General features: G+C 46.8%; 9 protein-coding genes. 5 read left to right on the top strand and 4 right to left on the bottom strand.

What is annotated here, in order from left to right:
• Positions 1-29: 29 nt before the first annotated feature.
• Together L1D15_RS01105 and L1D15_RS01110 are read right to left on the bottom strand one after the other, a co-directional pair.
• A complete protein-coding gene (locus L1D15_RS01105; protein WP_239874391.1) occupies positions 30-827 on the bottom strand; it encodes an amino acid ABC transporter permease in 798 nt (265 codons plus the stop codon).
• Entirely contained in the window at positions 824-1,543 is a 720-nt protein-coding gene (locus tag L1D15_RS01110) for an amino acid ABC transporter ATP-binding protein (protein WP_239874392.1), read from the bottom strand. The genes L1D15_RS01105 and L1D15_RS01110 overlap by 4 nt, the downstream gene beginning before the upstream one ends.
• A 307-nt stretch (positions 1,544-1,850) precedes the next feature.
• Between L1D15_RS01110 and aroG the strand changes: the two genes are divergently transcribed.
• Positions 1,851-2,903 (top strand): 3-deoxy-7-phosphoheptulonate synthase AroG, encoded by a 1,053-nt coding sequence (aroG, locus tag L1D15_RS01115; protein ID WP_006960398.1) that lies wholly within the window; start codon positions 1,851-1,853, stop codon positions 2,901-2,903.
• A gap of 202 nt (positions 2,904-3,105) precedes the next feature.
• Entirely contained in the window at positions 3,106-3,345 is a 240-nt protein-coding gene (locus tag L1D15_RS01120; protein ID WP_234425369.1) for a hypothetical protein, read from the top strand.
• A gap of 46 nt (positions 3,346-3,391) precedes the next feature.
• Here the strand turns inward: L1D15_RS01120 and L1D15_RS01125 are convergent, their stop codons facing one another.
• Together L1D15_RS01125 and L1D15_RS01130 are read right to left on the bottom strand one after the other, a co-directional pair.
• Positions 3,392-5,449, bottom strand: coding sequence for an alpha-amylase (locus L1D15_RS01125; RefSeq protein ID WP_239874393.1), 2,058 nt, complete (start codon positions 5,447-5,449; stop codon positions 3,392-3,394).
• A gap of 130 nt (positions 5,450-5,579) precedes the next feature.
• Positions 5,580-5,978, bottom strand: coding sequence for a helix-turn-helix transcriptional regulator (locus L1D15_RS01130; protein ID WP_029236130.1), 399 nt, complete (start codon positions 5,976-5,978; stop codon positions 5,580-5,582).
• Positions 5,979-6,073: 95 nt separating this feature from the next.
• Between L1D15_RS01130 and L1D15_RS01135 the strand changes: the two genes are divergently transcribed.
• The 3 genes from L1D15_RS01135 to L1D15_RS01145 all read left to right on the top strand — a co-directional run bounded on the left by L1D15_RS01135 (position 6,074) and on the right by L1D15_RS01145 (position 20,233).
• Positions 6,074-6,982 carry an aldo/keto reductase family oxidoreductase gene (locus L1D15_RS01135; RefSeq protein WP_239864585.1) on the top strand — a complete coding sequence of 303 codons (909 nt, stop codon included), beginning with the start codon at positions 6,074-6,076 and terminating at the stop codon, positions 6,980-6,982.
• A gap of 461 nt (positions 6,983-7,443) precedes the next feature.
• Positions 7,444-11,469 (top strand): retention module-containing protein, encoded by a 4,026-nt coding sequence (locus tag L1D15_RS01140; protein WP_239874394.1) that lies wholly within the window; start codon positions 7,444-7,446, stop codon positions 11,467-11,469.
• Positions 11,381-20,233, top strand: coding sequence for a cadherin-like domain-containing protein (locus L1D15_RS01145; RefSeq protein WP_275658268.1), 8,853 nt, complete (start codon positions 11,381-11,383; stop codon positions 20,231-20,233). The genes L1D15_RS01140 and L1D15_RS01145 overlap by 89 nt, the downstream gene beginning before the upstream one ends.
• Positions 20,234-20,255: the final 22 nt, after the last annotated feature.

The following is a 20,255-nucleotide window of genomic DNA, read 5'->3' on the forward strand; positions in this document are numbered from 1 at the left end:
TGTCCTAAGTATTTCATTTGATTTCCTTATTATTGAGCACGCCATTGGGCGCCAAGTTTGTGTTCTAGCCAAGCGGAGATTCCCGAGAGTGACAGTGTGAGTAAAAGATATATCGCTGCCACGCTAAACCATATCTCAAATGGCATAGCGGTTTCCGAAACAATGTTTCTTCCTTCTGTCGTCAGGTCGAATATGGCCATTACGCTGACAATTGAGGAGTTCTTAACCAGAGAAACCACTTCATTGGTTAAAGGCGGTAACGTTCTTTGTAGTAACTGTGGGAAAATAACGTCGTAGTAGGTAGAGAAAGGGCTGAGTCCAAGGGAGCGAGCTGCCTCAAACTGACCTTTAGGGATGCTGTTCAGGCCTCCACGAAAAATCTCAGCGGTGTAGGCACCCTGGAAAAGTGAGAGCGCCAAAATCGCAGTCGCGAATCTATCAAGGCCGATCACAGGCCCAAAGACGAAATATAAAAGGTATATCTGAACCAGAAGCGGCGTATTGCGAATCAGCTCAATATAAGTATTTGCGATGGTTCGGCCTACAACAGATTGAGAGAGCTTGAGTAAAGCCGTCGGCATTCCAATCAGCAGAGTAAACAATAGGCTCCAGGCCGATATCTTGATAGTAACCCACAAGCCTTCGAGCAGTTCAGCAGGCCACCACTCACCATCTTCATAGAAGGCGATATAGTCAGGTACTCGGTGCCATTGCCACTGGTAATCTATTGCTTTCGCACCCGAATCCAGCAGCCACCACAGCCCTAAACCTAGTATTAGGATTTGAGCGAAGGCGGACAAAACGGGCTTTAAAATTCGGCTAATCATTGGTGGCTCAGGATTTGCTCCAGAAACTGTTGTGTTCTAGGGTGTTGCGGCGCACTAAATAATTGCTCAGGAGTAGCCATTTCGAGTATTTCTCCCTGATCCATAAATATCACTCTATCGGCCACCGTTCGGGCAAAGCCCATTTCATGTGTTACGCATATCATTGTCATGCCGTCTGTGGCTAAATCTGTCATGACTTCCAATACTTCTTTGATGGTCTCAGGGTCTAGAGCGGAGGTTGGCTCGTCAAACAACAAAATCTCGGGCTTCATACACAAAGAGCGTGCAATCGCGACACGCTGCTGCTGTCCGCCAGACAATTGAACGGGATATTTGTTTGCCTGTTCCGTGATGTTGACGCGATCTAGAAAGTGCATGGCTGTATCGATAGCTTGTTGTTTCGACTGCTTCAATGTGCGCATCGGTGCCAGCGTCAGGTTCTCTAATACGGTTAAGTGAGGAAAAAGATTAAAATGCTGAAAAACCATACCGACTTTTCCCGGTGATACAGAAGACAAAGGCTGGCCGAGTACCTGAATATTGCCTTTTGAGATGGTTTCCAACCCGTTGACGGTACGAATTAAGGTCGATTTTCCAGAACCAGAGGGGCCACAAACGACTAACCTCTCTCCTTTTTGTACTGAGAGGCTAATATTCTTCAGTGCCTGAAATTGGCCGTACCACTTGCTGACGTGCGTAAAATCGATGGCGCTCATGCCGATTCTTTATATGCATTTATTTGTATTTCCACCTTAACAATATCAAAGAGATATTGCATCTCATGCGGTTCAAATAGAGCTAGAAAGCCTGATATTGCTCACTCTTTATCGTATGTAATTTAAATTTTACATACGGTGTAAAATGTAAAAATAGAAGAAATATTGCCTTTTGGTTCAAAAAGTGGTTGCAAGCATCGTTTTTGATAGATAAGTTACAGGGAAGATGAAAAACAAAATAGAGCATTTATGCACCACTAATTTTTGGTGCGGTGTTCAAGCCAAGAGAAATAGGAAGACGTAAGCAATGTTCCAGACTGATGATGTACGAATTAGCAAAGTAAAAGAATTATTACCGCCAGTAGCTGTTTTAGAGAAGTTTCCGGCGACTGAAACTGCGTCTTCAACGACTTTTCGCTCGCGTGAAGCAATCTCTAAGATTTTAAACGGCGATGATGACCGCCTGCTGGTTATCGTTGGTCCTTGTTCTATTCACGACCCTGAAGCAGCAATCGAATACGGTAAGCGTTTGAAAGTATTGCGTGATGAGCTGGGTGACCGCCTAGAAGTCGTGATGCGAGTTTACTTTGAGAAGCCACGTACTACTGTGGGTTGGAAAGGTCTGATTAACGACCCGTACCTGAACGATACGTTTAAGATCAACGACGGTCTGCGCATGGGTCGTAAGTTGCTGCTGGATCTAACTGATCTTGGCCTACCAACGGCGAGTGAATTCCTTGATATGATCACTCCGCAGTACGTTGCAGACTTAATCAGCTGGGGTGCTATCGGCGCACGTACTACTGAGTCTCAGGTACACCGTGAATTGGCTTCAGGTATCTCTTGCCCAGTCGGCTTCAAAAACGGCACTGATGGCAACATCAAAATTGCATCAGATGCAATCCGCAGTGCGAGTGCTTCTCACCACTTCTTGTCAGTCACTAAGTACGGTCACTCAGCAATCGTTGAGACTGCAGGTAACCCAGACTGCCACATCATCCTACGTGGTGGTAAAGAGCCTAACTACAGTGCTGAGCATGTTGGTGCTATTAAATCTGAACTTGAAGCGTCAGGTCTGCCTCAGAAGGTGATGATCGACTTTAGCCATGCTAACAGCTCGAAGCAGTACCAGCGCCAGATGTTGGTTTCGGAAGATGTTGCGGGTCAAATTTCTGCAGGTGAAGATGCTATTTTTGGTGTAATGATTGAGTCGCATCTTGTTGAAGGTCGTCAAGATCTTGTTGATGGTCAAGCTCCAACTTACGGTCAGTCTATCACTGATGCGTGTATTGGTTGGGAAGATACTGAAAAGGTTCTTCGTCAGTTAGCCGATGCTGTAGAAGCTCGTCGTAACAAATAACCTCTCTCTTATTTGTAAGAAAAGCTCCCAAGTCGGGAGCTTTTTTCGTTTTAGGGGTTTAATTGAACACTGTTTAATATATTATGGAAATCAAACTTATCGACCCCAATGATTCATGAAGCGAACGTCAAAGATTATCTGGACTGTCATATTATGCATGGCTTTATCCCCATGGACTCACGCGGCCCAAAGCGAGAGTGATTTGTTTATTTACACCCTGCCCAAGTACGATGACTCGCGCAATGAGATGAACCAAGACCCGATTGATGTAAAGGTCGATAGTACATCGCCTCCACCAACTTTGAAGCTAGATTATGAGGTCCCTTGCGATCTCAAGTGTGGCATCGGTCATACAGGGCTCTTCTTACTTTATATTGCAGCGGAAGGACAGAAAGATCAGCAATACCGGTATTCATTAATGAATCCAAACTACGAACCTTAATCTGACTAATTTGAACAAGGGCTCTCGGTAGAGAGCCCTTGTATATTTATTTACCAACGAAACCTACAACAACCGTGTCGCCTTCCAAACTCCGAGAGAAAACATAGGCTGAATTGTTGCCAATTTCTTTGTGTACACCTGCTCCTATTGCAGGATGGGATTGACGGAACTGGCCTAACGTTTGCCATTGCTTGAGAAGTTGTTGGCGCTCTTTACTTAGCTCCCACAGCATGTCAGAGCGAGTGCCTTGATGGAAGTCATCAGCATAGGGGCCTAAATCTCTTCCCACTTCATCACCGTAGTAAACCTGAACAGCGCCGGGGCTAAGTAATAAAGCGTTGGCGGCGTTACGCTGCATCTCAAACGAGTTGAAGCGACTGAAAAACAGTTCTGTGTCGTGTGAAGACATGTAGCTGACAGGGGTAAAATCTGGCGTTTCTTGCATTGAATCGGCGTAGTTTTGATAGGTCTCCTGCATTTGGCTCAGGCAAGCGGCACCTTTGTCGAGCTTCTTCTGCATATCAAAGTTGATTAGCGCATCGAAACCTTGGTCAGCATAAGGAGAGCGGTAAGCAGAATGACCCCAGACTTCACCCATCATCCAGAAAGGTTGTCCGATCTGATTATTATCGGCACGCCATTGATCAAGGCTCTTTGTGGCCTCGTTTTTCAACCGTTTCCACACATCTCCTTCAACGTGTTTAACGGTATCAACTCGAAAACCATCAATACCAAATCGTTTGACCCAGTCGGCTTGCCACTCGATGAGATAGTCGGATACAGTGTAGCTTTCGCGTATTTGAACGCGGGTTCCTGGATTGTTGAGTAACCATTCTGGTGGCGTTACGTGCTGCTCAGACTCGGTCAAAAAATCAGGTAAGCCGGCCAGTGTCATTGTGATGTCGCTTGAGCCGGGTTTGCTGTAGCCTGGCAGACCTGCACGAACCCAGTCTTTACCCCACCACTGATGCCAGTTAGAACTCGTATAATCAACGGAATCATTAAAGCTATGCCAGTTCTGCCCTGATTTGGGTTCCCAGTCTTGCCATTTATCGGGCATATTTTCGGTGTTAACAACGTTTATATTGTCGAACTGTAAGTCTGCCAGTGTTGAGTAACCTGAATGATTGACCACGGCGTCAAGGAAGATACGCATACCGCGTTTGTGCGCCTCTGTGACCAGCTGCTTTAGATCTTCTTCATTACCAAAGTTTTGGTCAATTTTAGTGAAATCACGAGTCCAGTAACCGTGGTAGCTATAGAATGGAAAACTGCCTTTCTCTCCACCACCGACAAAGCCGTGGACTTGCTCTACGATAGGAGAAAGCCAGATCACGTCAGTGCCAAGGCTTTGAATATAATCGAGCTTTTCGGTTAGCCCTTTAAGATCCCCTCCATGAAAGGTGCCTATCTCTTGTTTGCCATCTTTCTTTCGGCCATAGCTGTGGTCATTGGATGTATCTCCGTTGTTGAATCGATCCACCATGGCGAAATAGATATTGGCGTTTCGATAGTCGAATTGCGCGGAGGAGGCGCTGGCGTCGGCCTGTTCAAGTAGAACAAGTCCACCACTGTTCGGGGAGGGCTTTAATCTGACTTGGTCGTTTTGCACAGTAACAAGTTGATTTGAAAATGCTTCTCTTAATTGAGTACCATCAGTGAAGATGCCACCTAAAGAAAGTGTCACCTCTCCACCTTTGTATTGCTCGCAAACAACATCGGGGATAGGGCGGGTAAACTTCTTGGCTGCCACTTTCTTAGTTTCTCGAGCTATCGTGATCGTGTGTTGGCCCTCATCGTAGGCAAATGAGTAGTCACCACTGAAGCGAATTTTGACCGATAATTCAGTGTTGCTACTGCAATTGAGGCTCAGTGGTTTACGAAACTTAACTTTCTGTTCTGCTACTGATGGGCACGTACCATCGATCCCCGATATATTAACTTGATAAGTTTCTTTTTTGAGTGGCAGGACCAATGGATCCGATGCGCTTAAAGGGAAATCCCGACTTGTGGTGGTGGTTGAAATGGTGAGAGTCGGCGCGGCTATACTTGCTGAACTGATTAGGGCAGTCAGCACAGCAAGAGATACATGTGTTTGCTTCACGTTCATTCCTTGATTGTTTTTTAAACAAGGTTAAACCGATTACTTTAAGCTGACATCATTCCCCTAATCTACGCCCCTAAATTTGCTCAAAATCACAGCAGTCATCCTTTATGTTATACGAATGACAGTTTCAGCGTTGTGCCTTTATCTGGAGGTTTAAAAATTGCACCATGGCAGATTCATCCAGGTAGCCATCGGCTTTCTTGTGACCTCGTAGATATTGATAGCCTGCAATGACATGGCGGTGTTGTTCGTGGTCTTTTGGCTCAAAGCCATGGACGTGTCGATAGGCCATTATATAGGCGTCCATGTCGACCACTTCAGCTTGTCTATATAGATACCCGCAGCCAGTAGCCAGCCATTCAAGTGAACAGTTGGCTTTCATGGCTATCTGATTAGCTTTCGACAAACTCGGTTCACTCCCGTTGAGGTATTTGCGAATCAGGGCTTCTGAAAGTTCTACTCGGCGAGCAAAACCAGAAACCGACTCCTCACCAATCAATTGTTTTAGCCGTTCGGAGAAACTCAATTTTTCGTACTCTGGTTCGAATTTGTTGTCAGTATACGTTGAGCATTGAATTAAACAAGAATACTGTAAAGGCAGTTTTTATTAGGAGGTAAGTGATGGTGTTTAAAGTCACAATTGCGCCGCAAGGCCCAGAGTTTTCTCAACTGGTTCAGGGTTACTGGCGCCTTGCTGAATGGGGTATGACGCCTCAGCAAAGATTGTCGTTTCTCAAGCAGCATATTGAGCTAGGTGTTACAACAGTCGACCATGCTGATATCTACGGCAATTATGAATGTGAAGCGCTGTTTGGTGAAGCGTTAAAGTTGGATCCTGCCGTCCGTGATGAGATAGAGATCGTTACTAAGTGCGATATTAAGACCTGTAATGACAAATTTCCTCAGCGCAAGGTGAACCACTATGACACCAGTGCGGGGCATATTTATGAATCTGTGAACAATTCGCTTGCACGTCTGAACATCGAGCAAATTGATGTCTTGCTTATCCATAGACCTGATGTACTGATGGATGCGGATGAAGTGGCTGATGCGTTTAATGAATTACACAAAGTGGGCAAAGTGAAGCACTTTGGCGTGTCTAACTTCACGCCAAGTCAGTTTGATCTTCTACAATCTCGTGTGGCCAAACCGCTGGTTACTAACCAGGTTGAAATCAATCCATTGAATTTTGAAGTTGCCCATGATGGTACGTTAGATCAGCTTCAAATGAAGCGCGTGCGACCAATGGCGTGGTCTTGTTTAGGTGGAGGAAGCATCTTTACAGGTGCAACCGAGCAGGCACAACGTGTGCGTGATGAGCTAGAAGCAATTCGATGTGAAGTAGGTGCGCAGAGTATTGATCAAGTCATCTACGCATGGGTAAATAGACTGCCATCACGACCTCTGCCTATAATTGGTTCAGGAAAAATTGAACGCGTGAAAAGCGCAGTTGAAGCGATAGACATTGAAATTACTCGTGAGCAATGGTATCGCGTCTGGGTAGCCTCTAAAGGTCATGGTGTGCCATAGACTGCGATTTTACATGAGAAAGTGTCGACTTAGCTGTCATGTAATCAATTAAGAACATCGAGAGCTGAGTGTCCGCTTCTTAAAGGCCTGACAAATCCGATATTAGGAAACTAATATCGGATTTTTATATTTCTTATCAGTCTATTCGTCACTACTTTTCACTTACGAAACATTTTTCATGGCCTTGACTCACTAATAACCTAAGTTTTTAGTGGTTATTCTCACATGTGAGATTGGTGTTTTAACTAATGAGTTAACTGTTTAATATCATGATCTTAGTTAATGCAACGAAGTCAATTAACCTGTCTATACTTACTCTAATAACGAGCAACGGTCATATTATGGAAATAAGCACTGGAATCACGTACAAATTTTGATATTTTTGTCGCCAATACGCTTGTTGAATATTATTAAAATTCTTAATTGTTGTTGACTTGCTTAGTCAGATTGAGGGGATAAGTATGGAAGTCGAAATTGTACGCCAGGCTCGCATCGTTGAAGAGGTAAGTGGTGATGTTATTGCCGTGAAGCCAGATGGTGCTGCGAGAAAAGTCATTCAAGGCGAGACTATCCAGTCGAATGAAATTATGATCACCGCTCGTAATGCCTCCGTGGTGTTGAGTGCTAGTGGCATTCCTTCAATTGTTGACGAAAATAGCATTTCCTTAGAATTAGAGAATGTAGATGGAAACGCTTGGCATTCTGCGCAAGTTAACGGTGACATTGGATTTGATTTTACCCAGATTGGCGACGGTGCTTTAAGTGAAGATGACATCGCAGCGATCCAAGGCGCCATTTTAGAAGGTGCTGACCCGACTCAAATTCTAGAAGCAACTGCTGCCGGCGCAGGTGGTGCTGGTTCTGCTAATGGCGGCTTTGTGACCATCGAATACAATGGCACCGAAGTGTTAGCAAGCACTTTCTTCGAAACATCAGCGCAAGCACAAGACGATGTAGAAGAGACCGACGATGAGTTAAGAACCTTAGTATTTGCTGCTGGTGGTGAAAGCATCTCAGAAGCGCTTGTTGAGGGCTCTCTATCAGCAGGTACTTACCCCCAGTCAGAAACAGCAACAGTGACTATTTTTGCCGGTGACCTTCCCTTAGATGCTGATAGTTTTGTCCCTGAACCTGCTTCACTCGCTAGTTTATTGGCTGAACTCAATTCTGATATCACATCTTCAGGCGAAGCCGTTACGTTTACTTATGATTCGGCCGAGAACGCTATTATCGGTGTCAACGCTCAAGGTGAAGTGTTGCGCATTGATATTGATACGACTTTGGTCGGCAAAGATGTCAGCCTAGAGCTGACCACAACAGTAAGCCAGCCTATTGATCACGTAGATTCTGTTGGTGGTGGGCAAGTCGCAATCAGCGATGATCAGATTTCAGTCAGCTTTGATATCACAGGTGCTGACTCAGGTGGTAACGCTATTCGATCTCCCATCGATGCTCAGGTTTCAATTGGCGATGGCGTTAATCCAACACCTCAAGCGACGAATGTTCAGAACGTCGAATCTGGTTCAACGTTAATCCAAGGTGAACTCGCTGCAATTGGCAGTGATGCACTAGCCTCAGTAACGTTTGACAGTTCTGCACTTCAGCAATTTGATGGCTTACTCAGTGACAATCAATCCACGACGGCAACGCTGTCAGATGACGGGACAACAATCACGTTAACGGCTGATGGTTCAGGAGATACCGTACTGACGGTTAGCGTTGATACGCAAGGGCAGTATGAGTACCAGCAGTTTAAGCCTTTGGAACACAATGGCTCTGATACGATTTCTCTTTCACTGCCTACCACTATTGTAGATTACGACCAGGATACGGTCACCAATGACATAAATATTGAGATTACTGACGGCGACAACCCTGTTATTACTAATGTTGATGGGTTGAGTCTTGATGAATCAGGTGTTGCTGGTGGCTCGCAAGTCGGCACAGTAGCAGTCTCGGGTAGTGGTTCTATTACAGCCACCGCAGGCAGTGATATCATCGATCACTTTGAGCTGGAACCAAGCGAATTTAATACTGACGGCTCACTGACTTCACAGGGGCAGCAGGTCACCCTTGAGCTAACGGCTAATGAGAACGGTGTTCGAACGTACGAAGGTGTGATTGAGCTCAACGGCAGCCGTGTCACAGTGTTCGAAATTAAGGTGGATTCACCTGCGCAAGGTGAGTATGAGTTCACGTTGTTTGAACAGCTTGATCATTTAGGTGCGAATGATGAGTCATTGACGATTGAACTCCCAGTTTACGCGGTTGATGCGGATGGTGACCGTTCTGAATTAGCGGGCGGTACGGGTTCCGAGGAAGCAGGCAAGATTCTCATCCAAGTGAAAGACGATGCACCGACGATTAGCGGTGCTGATGCTTTGTCTCTTGACGAAGATGATCTCGCTTCAGGTTCCTCACCAGACGCGGCTTCTTTGACGGCAAACGGTCAGTTTACTGTAACTGAAGGTGCAGATACGGTAGTTGAATACCGACTCGATACCAACTCTAATCCAGTAGCGGGTTTGAAGTCCGATGGCTTGGCGGTCTCACTCAGTGAAACCTATGACAGCGCAACAAATACCTATACCTATACCGCTTCAACGTCTGCTCAGGATGTATTTGTCCTGACGATAAAAGGAGATGGCTCCTACTCATTTGAGTTGAAAGGACCGATTGATCATGCTGCGAATGCTGATGATCAAACATTGAATTTCGCGGTTATTGCCAAAGATAATGATGGTGATACGGTTGCCCAAAATATTTCTGTCAATATTGTCGATGATGCTCCTTCGATAACCCATGCTGAGGCGTTGATCCTCAATGAGAATGACTTAGCCAGTGGCACTAGCCCGGACGCGACACGTGTGAGCCAAGACGGAGACTTCACCACGCTTGAAGGTGCGGATAAGGTCGTGAGCTACGAGCTTGACCTGACCACCAACCCGATTGATGGCCTGACTTCTCAGGGCAAAGCGGTGACGCTCTCTGAGTCCATTGATGCGAATGGTGTGGCCACCTACACGGCTTCAAGCACTGATGGCGATGTGTTTGTGCTGACGCTACGCCCTGATGGCAGCTACACCTTTGAGCTGAAAGGTCCGATTGACCATGACGCTAACAGCGACAGTGAACGCTTTGATTTCACRGTGGTGGCGACCGACACCGATGGCGACACTGACCGTATTACTCTGCCAGTTACGATTGGCGATGATAGCCCGAACATCGCATCGGCTGAGGCGTTAGTCCTCAATGAGAATGACTTAGCCAGTGGCACTAGCCCAGACGCGACACGCGTGAGCAAAGACGGGGATTTCACCACGCTTGAAGGTGCGGATAAGGTMGTGAGCTACGAGCTTGACCTGACCACCAACCCAATTGATGGCCTGACTTCTCAGGGCAAAGCGGTGACGCTCTCTGAGTCCATCGATGCCGATGGTGTGGCGACGTACACGGCTTCAAGCTCTGATGGCGACGTGTTTGTGCTGACGTTGCGYCCTGATGGCAGTTACACCTTTGAGCTGAAAGGTCCGATTGACCATGACGCTAACAGCGACAGTGAACGCTTTGATTTCACGGTGGTGGCGACCGATACCGATGGCGACACTGACCGTATTACTCTGCCAGTTACGATTGGCGATGATAGCCCGAACATCGCATCGGCTGAGGCGTTAATCCTCAATGAGAATGACTTAGCCAGTGGCACTAGCCCAGACGCGACACGTGTGAGCCAAGATGGAGATTTCACCACGCTTGAAGGTGCGGATAAGGTAGTGAGCTACAAGCTTGACCTGACCACCAACCCGATTGATGGCCTGACTTCTCAGGGCAAAGCGGTGACGCTCTCTGAGTCCATCGATGCCGATGGTGTGGCGACGTACACGGCTTCAAGCACTGATGGCGATGTGTTTGTACTGACGTTGCGCCCTGATGGCAGCTACACGTTTGAGTTGAAAGGTCCGATTGACCATGACGCTAACAGCGACAGTGAACGCTTTGATTTCACGGTGGTGGCGACCGATACCGATGGCGACACCGACCGCATTACTCTGCCAGTTACGATTGGCGATGATAGCCCAAACATCGCATCGGCTGAGGCGTTAATCCTCAACGAGAATGACTTAGCCAGTGGCACTAGCCCAGACGCGACACGCGTGAGCCAAGATGGAGATTTCACCACGCTTGAAGGTGCGGATAAGGTAGTGAGCTACAAGCTTGACCTGACCASCAACCCGATTGATGGCCTGACTTCTCAGGGCAAAGCGGTGACGCTCTCTGAGTCCATCGATGCCGATGGTGTGGCGACGTACACGGCTTCAAGCACTGATGGCGATGTGTTTGTACTGACGTTGCGYCCTGATGGCAGTTACACCTTTGAGCTGAAAGGTCCGATTGACCATGACGCTAACAGCGACAGTGAACGCTTTGATTTCACRGTGGTGGCGACCGAYACCGATGGCGACACTGACCGTATTACNATCGGCTGAGGCGTTAGTCCTCAATGAGAATGACTTAGCCAGTGGCACTAGCCCAGACGCGACACGCGTGAGCAAAGACGGGGATTTCACCACGCTTGAAGGTGCGGATAAGGTAGTGAGCTACGAGCTTGACCTGACCACCAACCCGATTGATGGCCTGACTTCTCAGGGCAAAGCGGTGACACTCTCTGAATCCATCGATGCCGATGGTGTGGCGACGTACACGGCTTCAAGCTCTGATGGCGACGTGTTTGTGCTGACGTTGCGTCCTGATGGCAGTTACACCTTTGAGCTGAAAGGTCCGATTGACCATGACGCTAACAGCGACAGTGAACGCTTTGATTTCACGGTGGTGGCGACCGATACCGATGGCGACACCGACCGCATTACCCTGCCTGTGACCATTGGTGATGATAGCCCGAACATCGCATCGGCTGAGGCGTTAATCCTCAATGAGAATGACTTAGCCAGTGGCACTAGCCCAGACGCGACACGCGTGAGCAAAGACGGAGATTTCACTACGCTTGAAGGTGCGGATAAGGTAGTGAGCTACAAGCTTGACCTGACCACCAACCCGATTGATGGCCTGACTTCTCAGGGCAAAGCGGTGACGCTCTCTGAATCCATCGATGCCGATGGTGTGGCGACGTACACAGCTTCCAGCGTGGATGGCGACGTGTTTGTACTGACGTTGCGCCCTGATGGTAGCTACACCTTTGAGCTGAAAGGTCCGATTGACCATGACGCTAACAGCGACAGTGAACGCCTTGATTTCACCGTGGTGGCGACCGACACCGATGGCGACACCGACCGCATTACATTGCCTGTAACGATTGGCGATGATAGCCCGACAATTCGCTCTATTGACCCATCAAGCACGTTTGTCGTTGATGAAGATGACACGGCAGCAGGTTCTGATTCGTCTGGTGCAGTCGCCGTTGCGACAGGTAGTTTTGTCACCTCACAAGGGGCTGATGGTGTTGTTGCCTATGAGTTGGTGAATATAGCTGATACGCAAAATGGTCTAACGTCTAATGGGCAAGCCGTTACGATTTCTGAGGTGAATGGCGTTGCCGGCGCGACCACTTATCAAGGTGTGGCTGGCGGTCAAGTGATCTTCACTTTAGTGCTGTCTGACAACGGTGATTATACTTACACCCAATTCAAAGCTTTGGACCATGCACAAAACAGCGATACGTTGACCATTCCGTTTGATGTGGTTGCGAACGATAAAGACAGCGACACTTCACCAGCTGTCCGCTTGCCAATTGAAGTTATTGATGATCAACCTGTACTAACGGGGTCGACAGGGGAAACATCTGTCGACGAAGATGACCTAGCGGGTATTGGCTCGGATCGCTCTGAAGACACCACGATTAATGGTAACTTCATTATCGCTGAAGGCGCTGACAGTGTTGTGGAATATGAGTTAACTAATGCAGGTGATACGTTAGATGGCTTGTCTGCTGACGGCGAAGCGCTTGAGTGGGCTGCTGTCCAAACCAGTGGTACGACGTTCACTTATACAGCAATGACTGAAAATGGTCATGAGCCAGTATTTAGAATTGTTTTTGACACATCAGACAACAGCTATCAATTTGAATTACTTAAACCTCTTGATCATCCAGACGGTGCGGGTGAAAACAGCGTCCAAATAGACTTTACAATCAAAGCGACAGATTTTGATGGAGATGAGTCCGCTGAGATTACTTTACCAATTACCGTCGTCGATGATGTTCCATTGTTGACTGACCACTCGATTTCTAGAGTTGAAGGCAGTGGTTTCAAGAGAGTGAATATGTTTGAAGCCTCCACTGATAAAGGGGCTGATGACGCTGCTATTACGATGATTGAAGGGACTACAGATGGTACTTCGGTGATTAAATTTGGCGGTGAAAATGGTACCTATGTCGATAGTGTCGATATTCAGTCTGGCAATCAAACGATCAAAGTTTACGAAGAATACGATACTGATAGCGGAACAAGAGATATCCGCGAACTGGGTGAGTTGAGAGTCAACTCTAATGGTGACATCCGTTTCAAAGCGTACGATAACCTAGAACATGACGGTGATACGTTTGATTTTAGTATTGACGTGACTGCGACGGATGGAGACAAAGATACCTCAACGGCGCAATTGGATCTGACCATCGTCGATAGGAAAGCGTCAGCAATCGCTCTCAAAGTTACGACTTTCGAAGAGTCGGGGCGTGATCCGTCGATTGACTACGATCCAAATAATCCGAATACCCTTGATACCGCTAACGCTCAGGATAACCAGAGCGGTATTACGGGTCTTGACTCCCCAACACAGATTTTGCTTCAAGCGAATTTGTATGATGCGGATAACAACGAATCTATCGGTGGCATGACGATCAAAGCGGGAGATCACCACGGTACCTTCTATTACTATGACGGCAGCCAATACGTCGAACTTGAGCCAGACAACAGAGGCAAAATTTACATTGATGGAGCTTTGATTGATCAGACATCGAGTGTGAATGGCGATGGCGATCAAATCACCACAATCACTAACCTGTATTTTGTGCCAGATAGAAACTACTCGACCAATGAGTCAGGTATCCGAATCAGGTACCAGCTTGAAATTGATAACGATGGAGTATTGGATCATCGGTTGAACTCTAGTTTCAGAATTGAAGTGGAAAGTGTCGCCGATATTGCCACTTGGGATGATGCTAATAGCACTTACGAGTACACGTTAACAGAAGATGGCGCTCATCAGACGCTTAACTTGAGTGCAGTGACACAAGATACCAGCAATCCAGAGACGATTACGTACCGTCTTGAGGTGACTCAAGGTCAAGGCGAGTTTGAGTTACTGGATGCGTCAGGAAACCTTATTTCAGAGTCTTCGTCAGGTGTGTACCTGATAAGCTCTGATGACATCAACAGTGTTCAGTTAAATCCGAGGGATAACTTCTCTGGTGCGATTAAGTTTGACGCGAAAGCATTAACTGAAGAAGACTCCAATGCTGTTTCTGGCAAAGAAACAGCAGAATCTGTGGTGCAAGAGCTGGTATTTAATGTTACACCGCAAGCCGATGAAAGTAGTTTCTCAGTTAATCGTATTGCCATTTTTGAGGATAATGCAGCGAGTCAAAATACGGTCGATCCTGACACGGATCATGAGCCGTTGACACTCGACAAAGTCATTACGCTCAACTCGACTGCCGATATTGATACTCCGGGAGATACGTCTGAAGTACTCTACGTTCGTCTGTCTGATTTTACTGACGAAAATGGTCAGCCGCTGGCTGGCTTTGAAGTGCGTTGGGTGAGTTCCGGTGATCCGCTACCATTGATTACTGATGGTAGTGGTAGCTACTATGAGATTGCACAATCTGACTTAGACAAGGTCGAGATTCAGCCACCGCTGCATTCCAACGAGGACTTCACCTTTGAGGCAACGGGTGTGGTGAAAGATACCGCAACACTTGGTGATGGCTCTCAGGTCACCGATGTGACGGAAATGAGTGCTGGTAAAACAGTCCATGTATCTGTCAAAGGTGTTGCTGATATTCCTTATCTTCCCGATGTTCCTGATGTGCCTATCACAGGTGCTGAACTTGATACTTGGTACAGCTATACAGACGGCAATGGTAATGCAGGTGCTCAGGTTGTTATTAACGAAAACTCAAGTATTGAGTTGAGCTTTGCTGTCCTATCGGGTGAAGAAAAAGATGGTGTCAATGATAACTCTGAATCGATCACTGTGCTGCTTTCAGATATCCCCGATGGCGTGCAATTGTACGACAGCAATGGCGGTGTTATTGATTTGGTATACGCAGGTAGTGACGCTAACGGTCCTATTTATCAGGCTAATATTACTCAAGAGCAATACAGTTCAGGTATTACGGTTGAACCGCCAAAACATTCGACCGAAGACATCAATATCACGACGAAAGTTATCGTTACGGAGAACGATGGCCACATCAGAGAAGTGGATGGTAGCATTCTGGTTAAAGTTGTGCCTGTGATTGATGCTGGTGGGAGTGATGATGCTTACAGCAGGACTTCTACAGGTAACGAAGACAGCTTTATTGTCGTCCCTTGGAATCTGCAAAATGCAGAGAATCCTGACAGAGCACCAGATGCCAATGATCGTGATTATGAGTTCGTCTCATCCATTACTATTTCAGGTTTCCCTGAAGATGTTGAGATTACGATTGATGGCGTTCCAGTGGCTAACTACACAGGCGGCACCGCGATGTATGATGACGTCAGCAATACGTTGACGATCACAGGATTGGATGAAAACTCCAGCCAACCTGTCGTTCGGGTTAAGCCGCCAGAAGACTCTAGCGTTGATATGGACTTACAGACCAAATTGATTGTCGAAGAGCATGATGCTGATAATAATGGCGACAGTGTTGCCACGAAAGAAGTGACTGGTTCACTCACCGTTGTTGTTAGGCCAATTGTTGAGAGTGATGGTGATCTTCAGGTCAAATCGAATAATGCTGTTGTGACCACGATTGACGATACAGATGATGATGGTCGTATAGACTTCACTATCAACGATCAGAATGGTGATGCGAATGTTATTGCCTTTGAAGACTTTGATCCGAGCTCGGACGAACTAGTCAAAGAAGTGGTGGTGCGTTTTGTCGGCATTTCAGGCGATGATTTGGATCAGCTGTTTGTCACAGGCGCGGTGAATAATGGTGACGGCTCTTGGACAGTGACTAACGAAGAAAACTTCAGTATCGTTGCGCCTGATGGCCTTAATTACACCGATAGTAATGGATTACCGAGCAGTACCTTGACCGTTGAGTTTGTCGCTCAGGTTTACGATAAAGGTGATGAAAACGAAAGTGGTTCGGTTAGTGAAAAATCAACCACGATAGATTTGACTTTCCCAAGTAGTGTTGTTGGCCAAAACAGTGAAGCAGCTGTGATTGAGCAAATAACAACTCCAGACGCCATTATCACGGGAGTCGAAGACAACTACATTGACCTTAGTAGTCAAATAAGCAATGTTGTCCAAATTGGTGTCGATGGTAGCAATGTGAGCACTGCTGATAGTGTGGCTGACCAGTTCACCATTGTGATTGACCCAAGCGACATTCCGGCAGAAGTAAGTGGTCTTAAGGTCATCGGGGCTGAGTACGATTTTGCTAATAACCTTTATCTGTTTGAAGCAACCATCAACCCTGACGGCAGTATTTCTATTCCTGATGGCCTAAAATTAGAACTGCCTGAAGATTATGCAGGTGACTTCAATCTGCCGATTACCTTTGTCACCACGGATAAAGCATCAGGTGATGAGAATCGCGTCGAACTAAATATCCCTGTCGCTGTGACACCGGTAGCTGATATAGCGGCGGGAGCGGGTGAGCAGGGTCAGCCTCTCGACAGCGATGTCACTCCTGAAATAAGCCTGAGTGCGACTTCAGTGGAAAAAGGCACGGGTACTCAGTTGGACGCTAATGCACTGGAAGATAATCTTATTAAGTTAGATCTTGATATTGATTTGGCAGATGTTCGCAACGATAGTCACAAAGGCCAAGAAACACTGACGAGAGTAGAAATCACGTTACCTGATTCTAGCTTGGGTTATTTTGCTGATGTAAATGGTGACCCGATTCAGCCAGACAGCAGTGTGTTTGTCGTTGATTCTAACGATCCTGCGGTCATTCAGGCGGCATTGGATGGTTTGTACTTTGTGCCTAAAGAAAATTATCCGACGGACAGCAGTGGTAATTCTATCTCCTTTACTGTGAAAGGTACGGTGGTCGACCAAACCACTTTTGATACCACAGGTACGACGCAAGTTTCCAATACGAGTAGTGAGCGCACCTTCACGCAGAACGTGGACATTGATATCACGCCGGTCCTAGATCCTGTCACTATGCCAACCGCAGCGGACAATATCGTTGTGGTTGGCGATGAAGATACCGACATTTCGCTCACTTCAGGTGGTTCTGGATTGTCGATCGCCTTGAATGACACGGATGGCTCAGAGCAATTCCTTTCAGCCAAATTAACGGGTGTGCCTGATGACTTTATAGTAACCAGTACTTCGTCTGACTTTGTAGTGAAGAACAGTGGTGGTGGTGAATGGGTTATTCAATTGACTGACCCGAGCGTTACAGAAATTGATCTGTCAGCGATTGCTATTCGCCCAGCAGAGCACTTCAGTGGCACCGCCGATATTGGCATTACCGTGTTTACTCAAGAGCAACTGTTACAAGAGCCGACTGCACATCAAGGGCAATTCACCATTGATGTTACCCCTGTTGGCGATGTGGTAGACATTGACCCAACAAGCCGTGTGACAGGTAATGAAGGTGAGAACATCGACATTGCTATCAACGCGAGTATTGTTGATAAAACCGATCTGTTACCGGGTGATTCTGCTCAGGATCAGCCAGAAACATTGTTAATTACTGTTGAACAAGTACCGGACGGTGCGACGATTTACTACCCAGATGGTGTGACACCTGCGACCAATCTAGGCAATGGTAAATGGGAGCTGCGTGTCGATGCTCAGGAAGTCGACAAGATTGTGTTTAATTCCGGGGATCACAACAAAGGGACTTGGAATGAAGATAGCCTGAAAATTACCGTCCAGTCGGTGGATAAAGATGCGGATGGCAATGAATATCTTGGTCCGACAACGAATCAGGTCTTTGATGTCGCCGTTGATGTTGAAGCAGTGAATGACCGCCCAGAGTTCAACAATATCGCTGATATTCAGACCGCAGAAGATACTGTCGTGGCGATTAAAGGCTTCACGGTGTCCGATGTGGATTCTAGCCTTGATGATCCCGATGCTGAATACACGTTGACTTTAAATGTAGATAGCGGCGAGCTATTCCAAGACACCACGATAGCAGCTAACAATGGGCTCACTGTCTCTGTGGGTGCCTCAGGTCAGACTGTGACGATTACGGGTAAAGTTGCTGATATCAATACGGCTCTTGCTCAAGACCTTGTCACATTCAAGCCGGATGAAAACAGCAATGATTTGATCGACACTGATGGCGTTAAAGTGACGACCCACATCGACGATCAAGGCAATGTGGGTTCGGTGGATGCTGCAAACCCAGATACCTCAAACACCAACGAAACGTCATTTGTTATTCATGTCTCTGAAGTAAATGATGAGCCTCAAGCGGGTGATCTTGATCTAGGGGATATTCTTGAAGAAGGCAGTATTCAGATTACCGCTGCGCAACTGATTGCCGCTAGCAACGACATTGATGGTGATGATTTGGTGGTTAAGTCCATCTCCGTCCCTGCAGAGCAAGGTACACTGACTCTTAACCCTGATGGTGTTTCTTGGACGTTTACGGCAGCAGATGACTTTAATGGTGATGTGTCCATCAGCTATACCATAGAGGACAATGGTACAACTAACGGGATCAATGACTTCCTTCAAGATACAGGTACGGTTTCATTGTCTGTGATAGGGGTAAATGATAAGCCTGAGATTGATGTGGACGACATTACGACCATCATCAATGAGTCTTCGGGTCAGTTGATCAGTGGAATCTCCGTTAGTGATGCAGACTATGTCGACGCATTTGCTGATGATGCTATGACAGTCACGCTCACGGTCGATTTTGGACAGCTGAATGTAACCATACCTACGGGTTCTTCAATCACAGCAACTCCGTCGTCGGGCAGTTCAATTACATTGACGGGCACCATTGGAGAACTGAATGCATTGCTGGACTCTCCATCTGCTGGCACAGGTGTAACCTTTGATGCGACGCACGCGCCATCTGACAGTGTGATGCTTACCATTACCGCGACGGATTCAGGTAACCCTTCAGGTATGGTGATGTCGGAGACAACGCAAAAACCGATCACGATTACGCCTGTTGCCAACGCGCCAACTCTATCGATTGCGCCAGATAACAATTATGTGAAGAATATTAATGCCAGCCTAACAGCAAGCAACAACGGCATCGCTCTACTGGGGTTCGTTGCGGCACTCACGGATGTGCATGAAGTTCTATCTCTAGAGTTGTCGGGGCTTCCTGCTGGATCAACGGTGGAAACATCGTCAGGAACACTGGTTCCAGTGGACGGTAAAGTTGTCGTGCCAGCAGATGATATTGATAGCGTCTCTATTGTTGGTGCTCAAGAAGGGTCACATACCATTCAATTGACCGCGGTGTCGACTGAAACGGATAGTTCTTCGGCTGAATCAGCACCTATTGATATCAACCTTAACGTGACCAATGATGTCTCCGATATTGATGTTTCTTCCTCTAGCCAAGATAACCAGCTATTGGGAAGTGACGAAGGTATAGAGTTGCAGGCGGGTTCCGGTGACGACCGAATCGAAGGAGGAACTGGCAATGATACTCTCATCGGTGGTGCTGGTGATGACACCTTACTGGGCGGCGCTGGTGACGACATTCTTGATGGTGGTTTAGGTTCAGACATCCTGACAGGCGGTACTGGTGAAGATATCTTTACTTGGCATGAAATTGATGATGGTACGACGGACACTATTACCGATTTCAGTATCGCTGAAGGAGATCAGATCGACCTGCGTGAAGTGTTACCTGAACTGAAACAAGCTAATGTGGATATGGATACTTTATTGTCCCATTTGGATGCCAAATTAGTAGATGGAGATGATATTGAACTTAAAGTGCACCCTGATGGCAATGGAAATGGCGAGCAAACCATTCTGGTGGAGGATTTAGGTCAACAAATTGACTTCAACAGCATGGATTCATCGCAAATTATATCGACCTTGCTTGAGCAGCATATTATCGTCCACGATCAGTAATTCTGGATAGAAAAGCGCCCTC

This window comes from Vibrio sp. Isolate25 (genome assembly GCF_022398025.1).
In the GTDB taxonomy this organism is placed as follows: domain Bacteria; phylum Pseudomonadota; class Gammaproteobacteria; order Enterobacterales; family Vibrionaceae; genus Vibrio; species Vibrio coralliilyticus_A.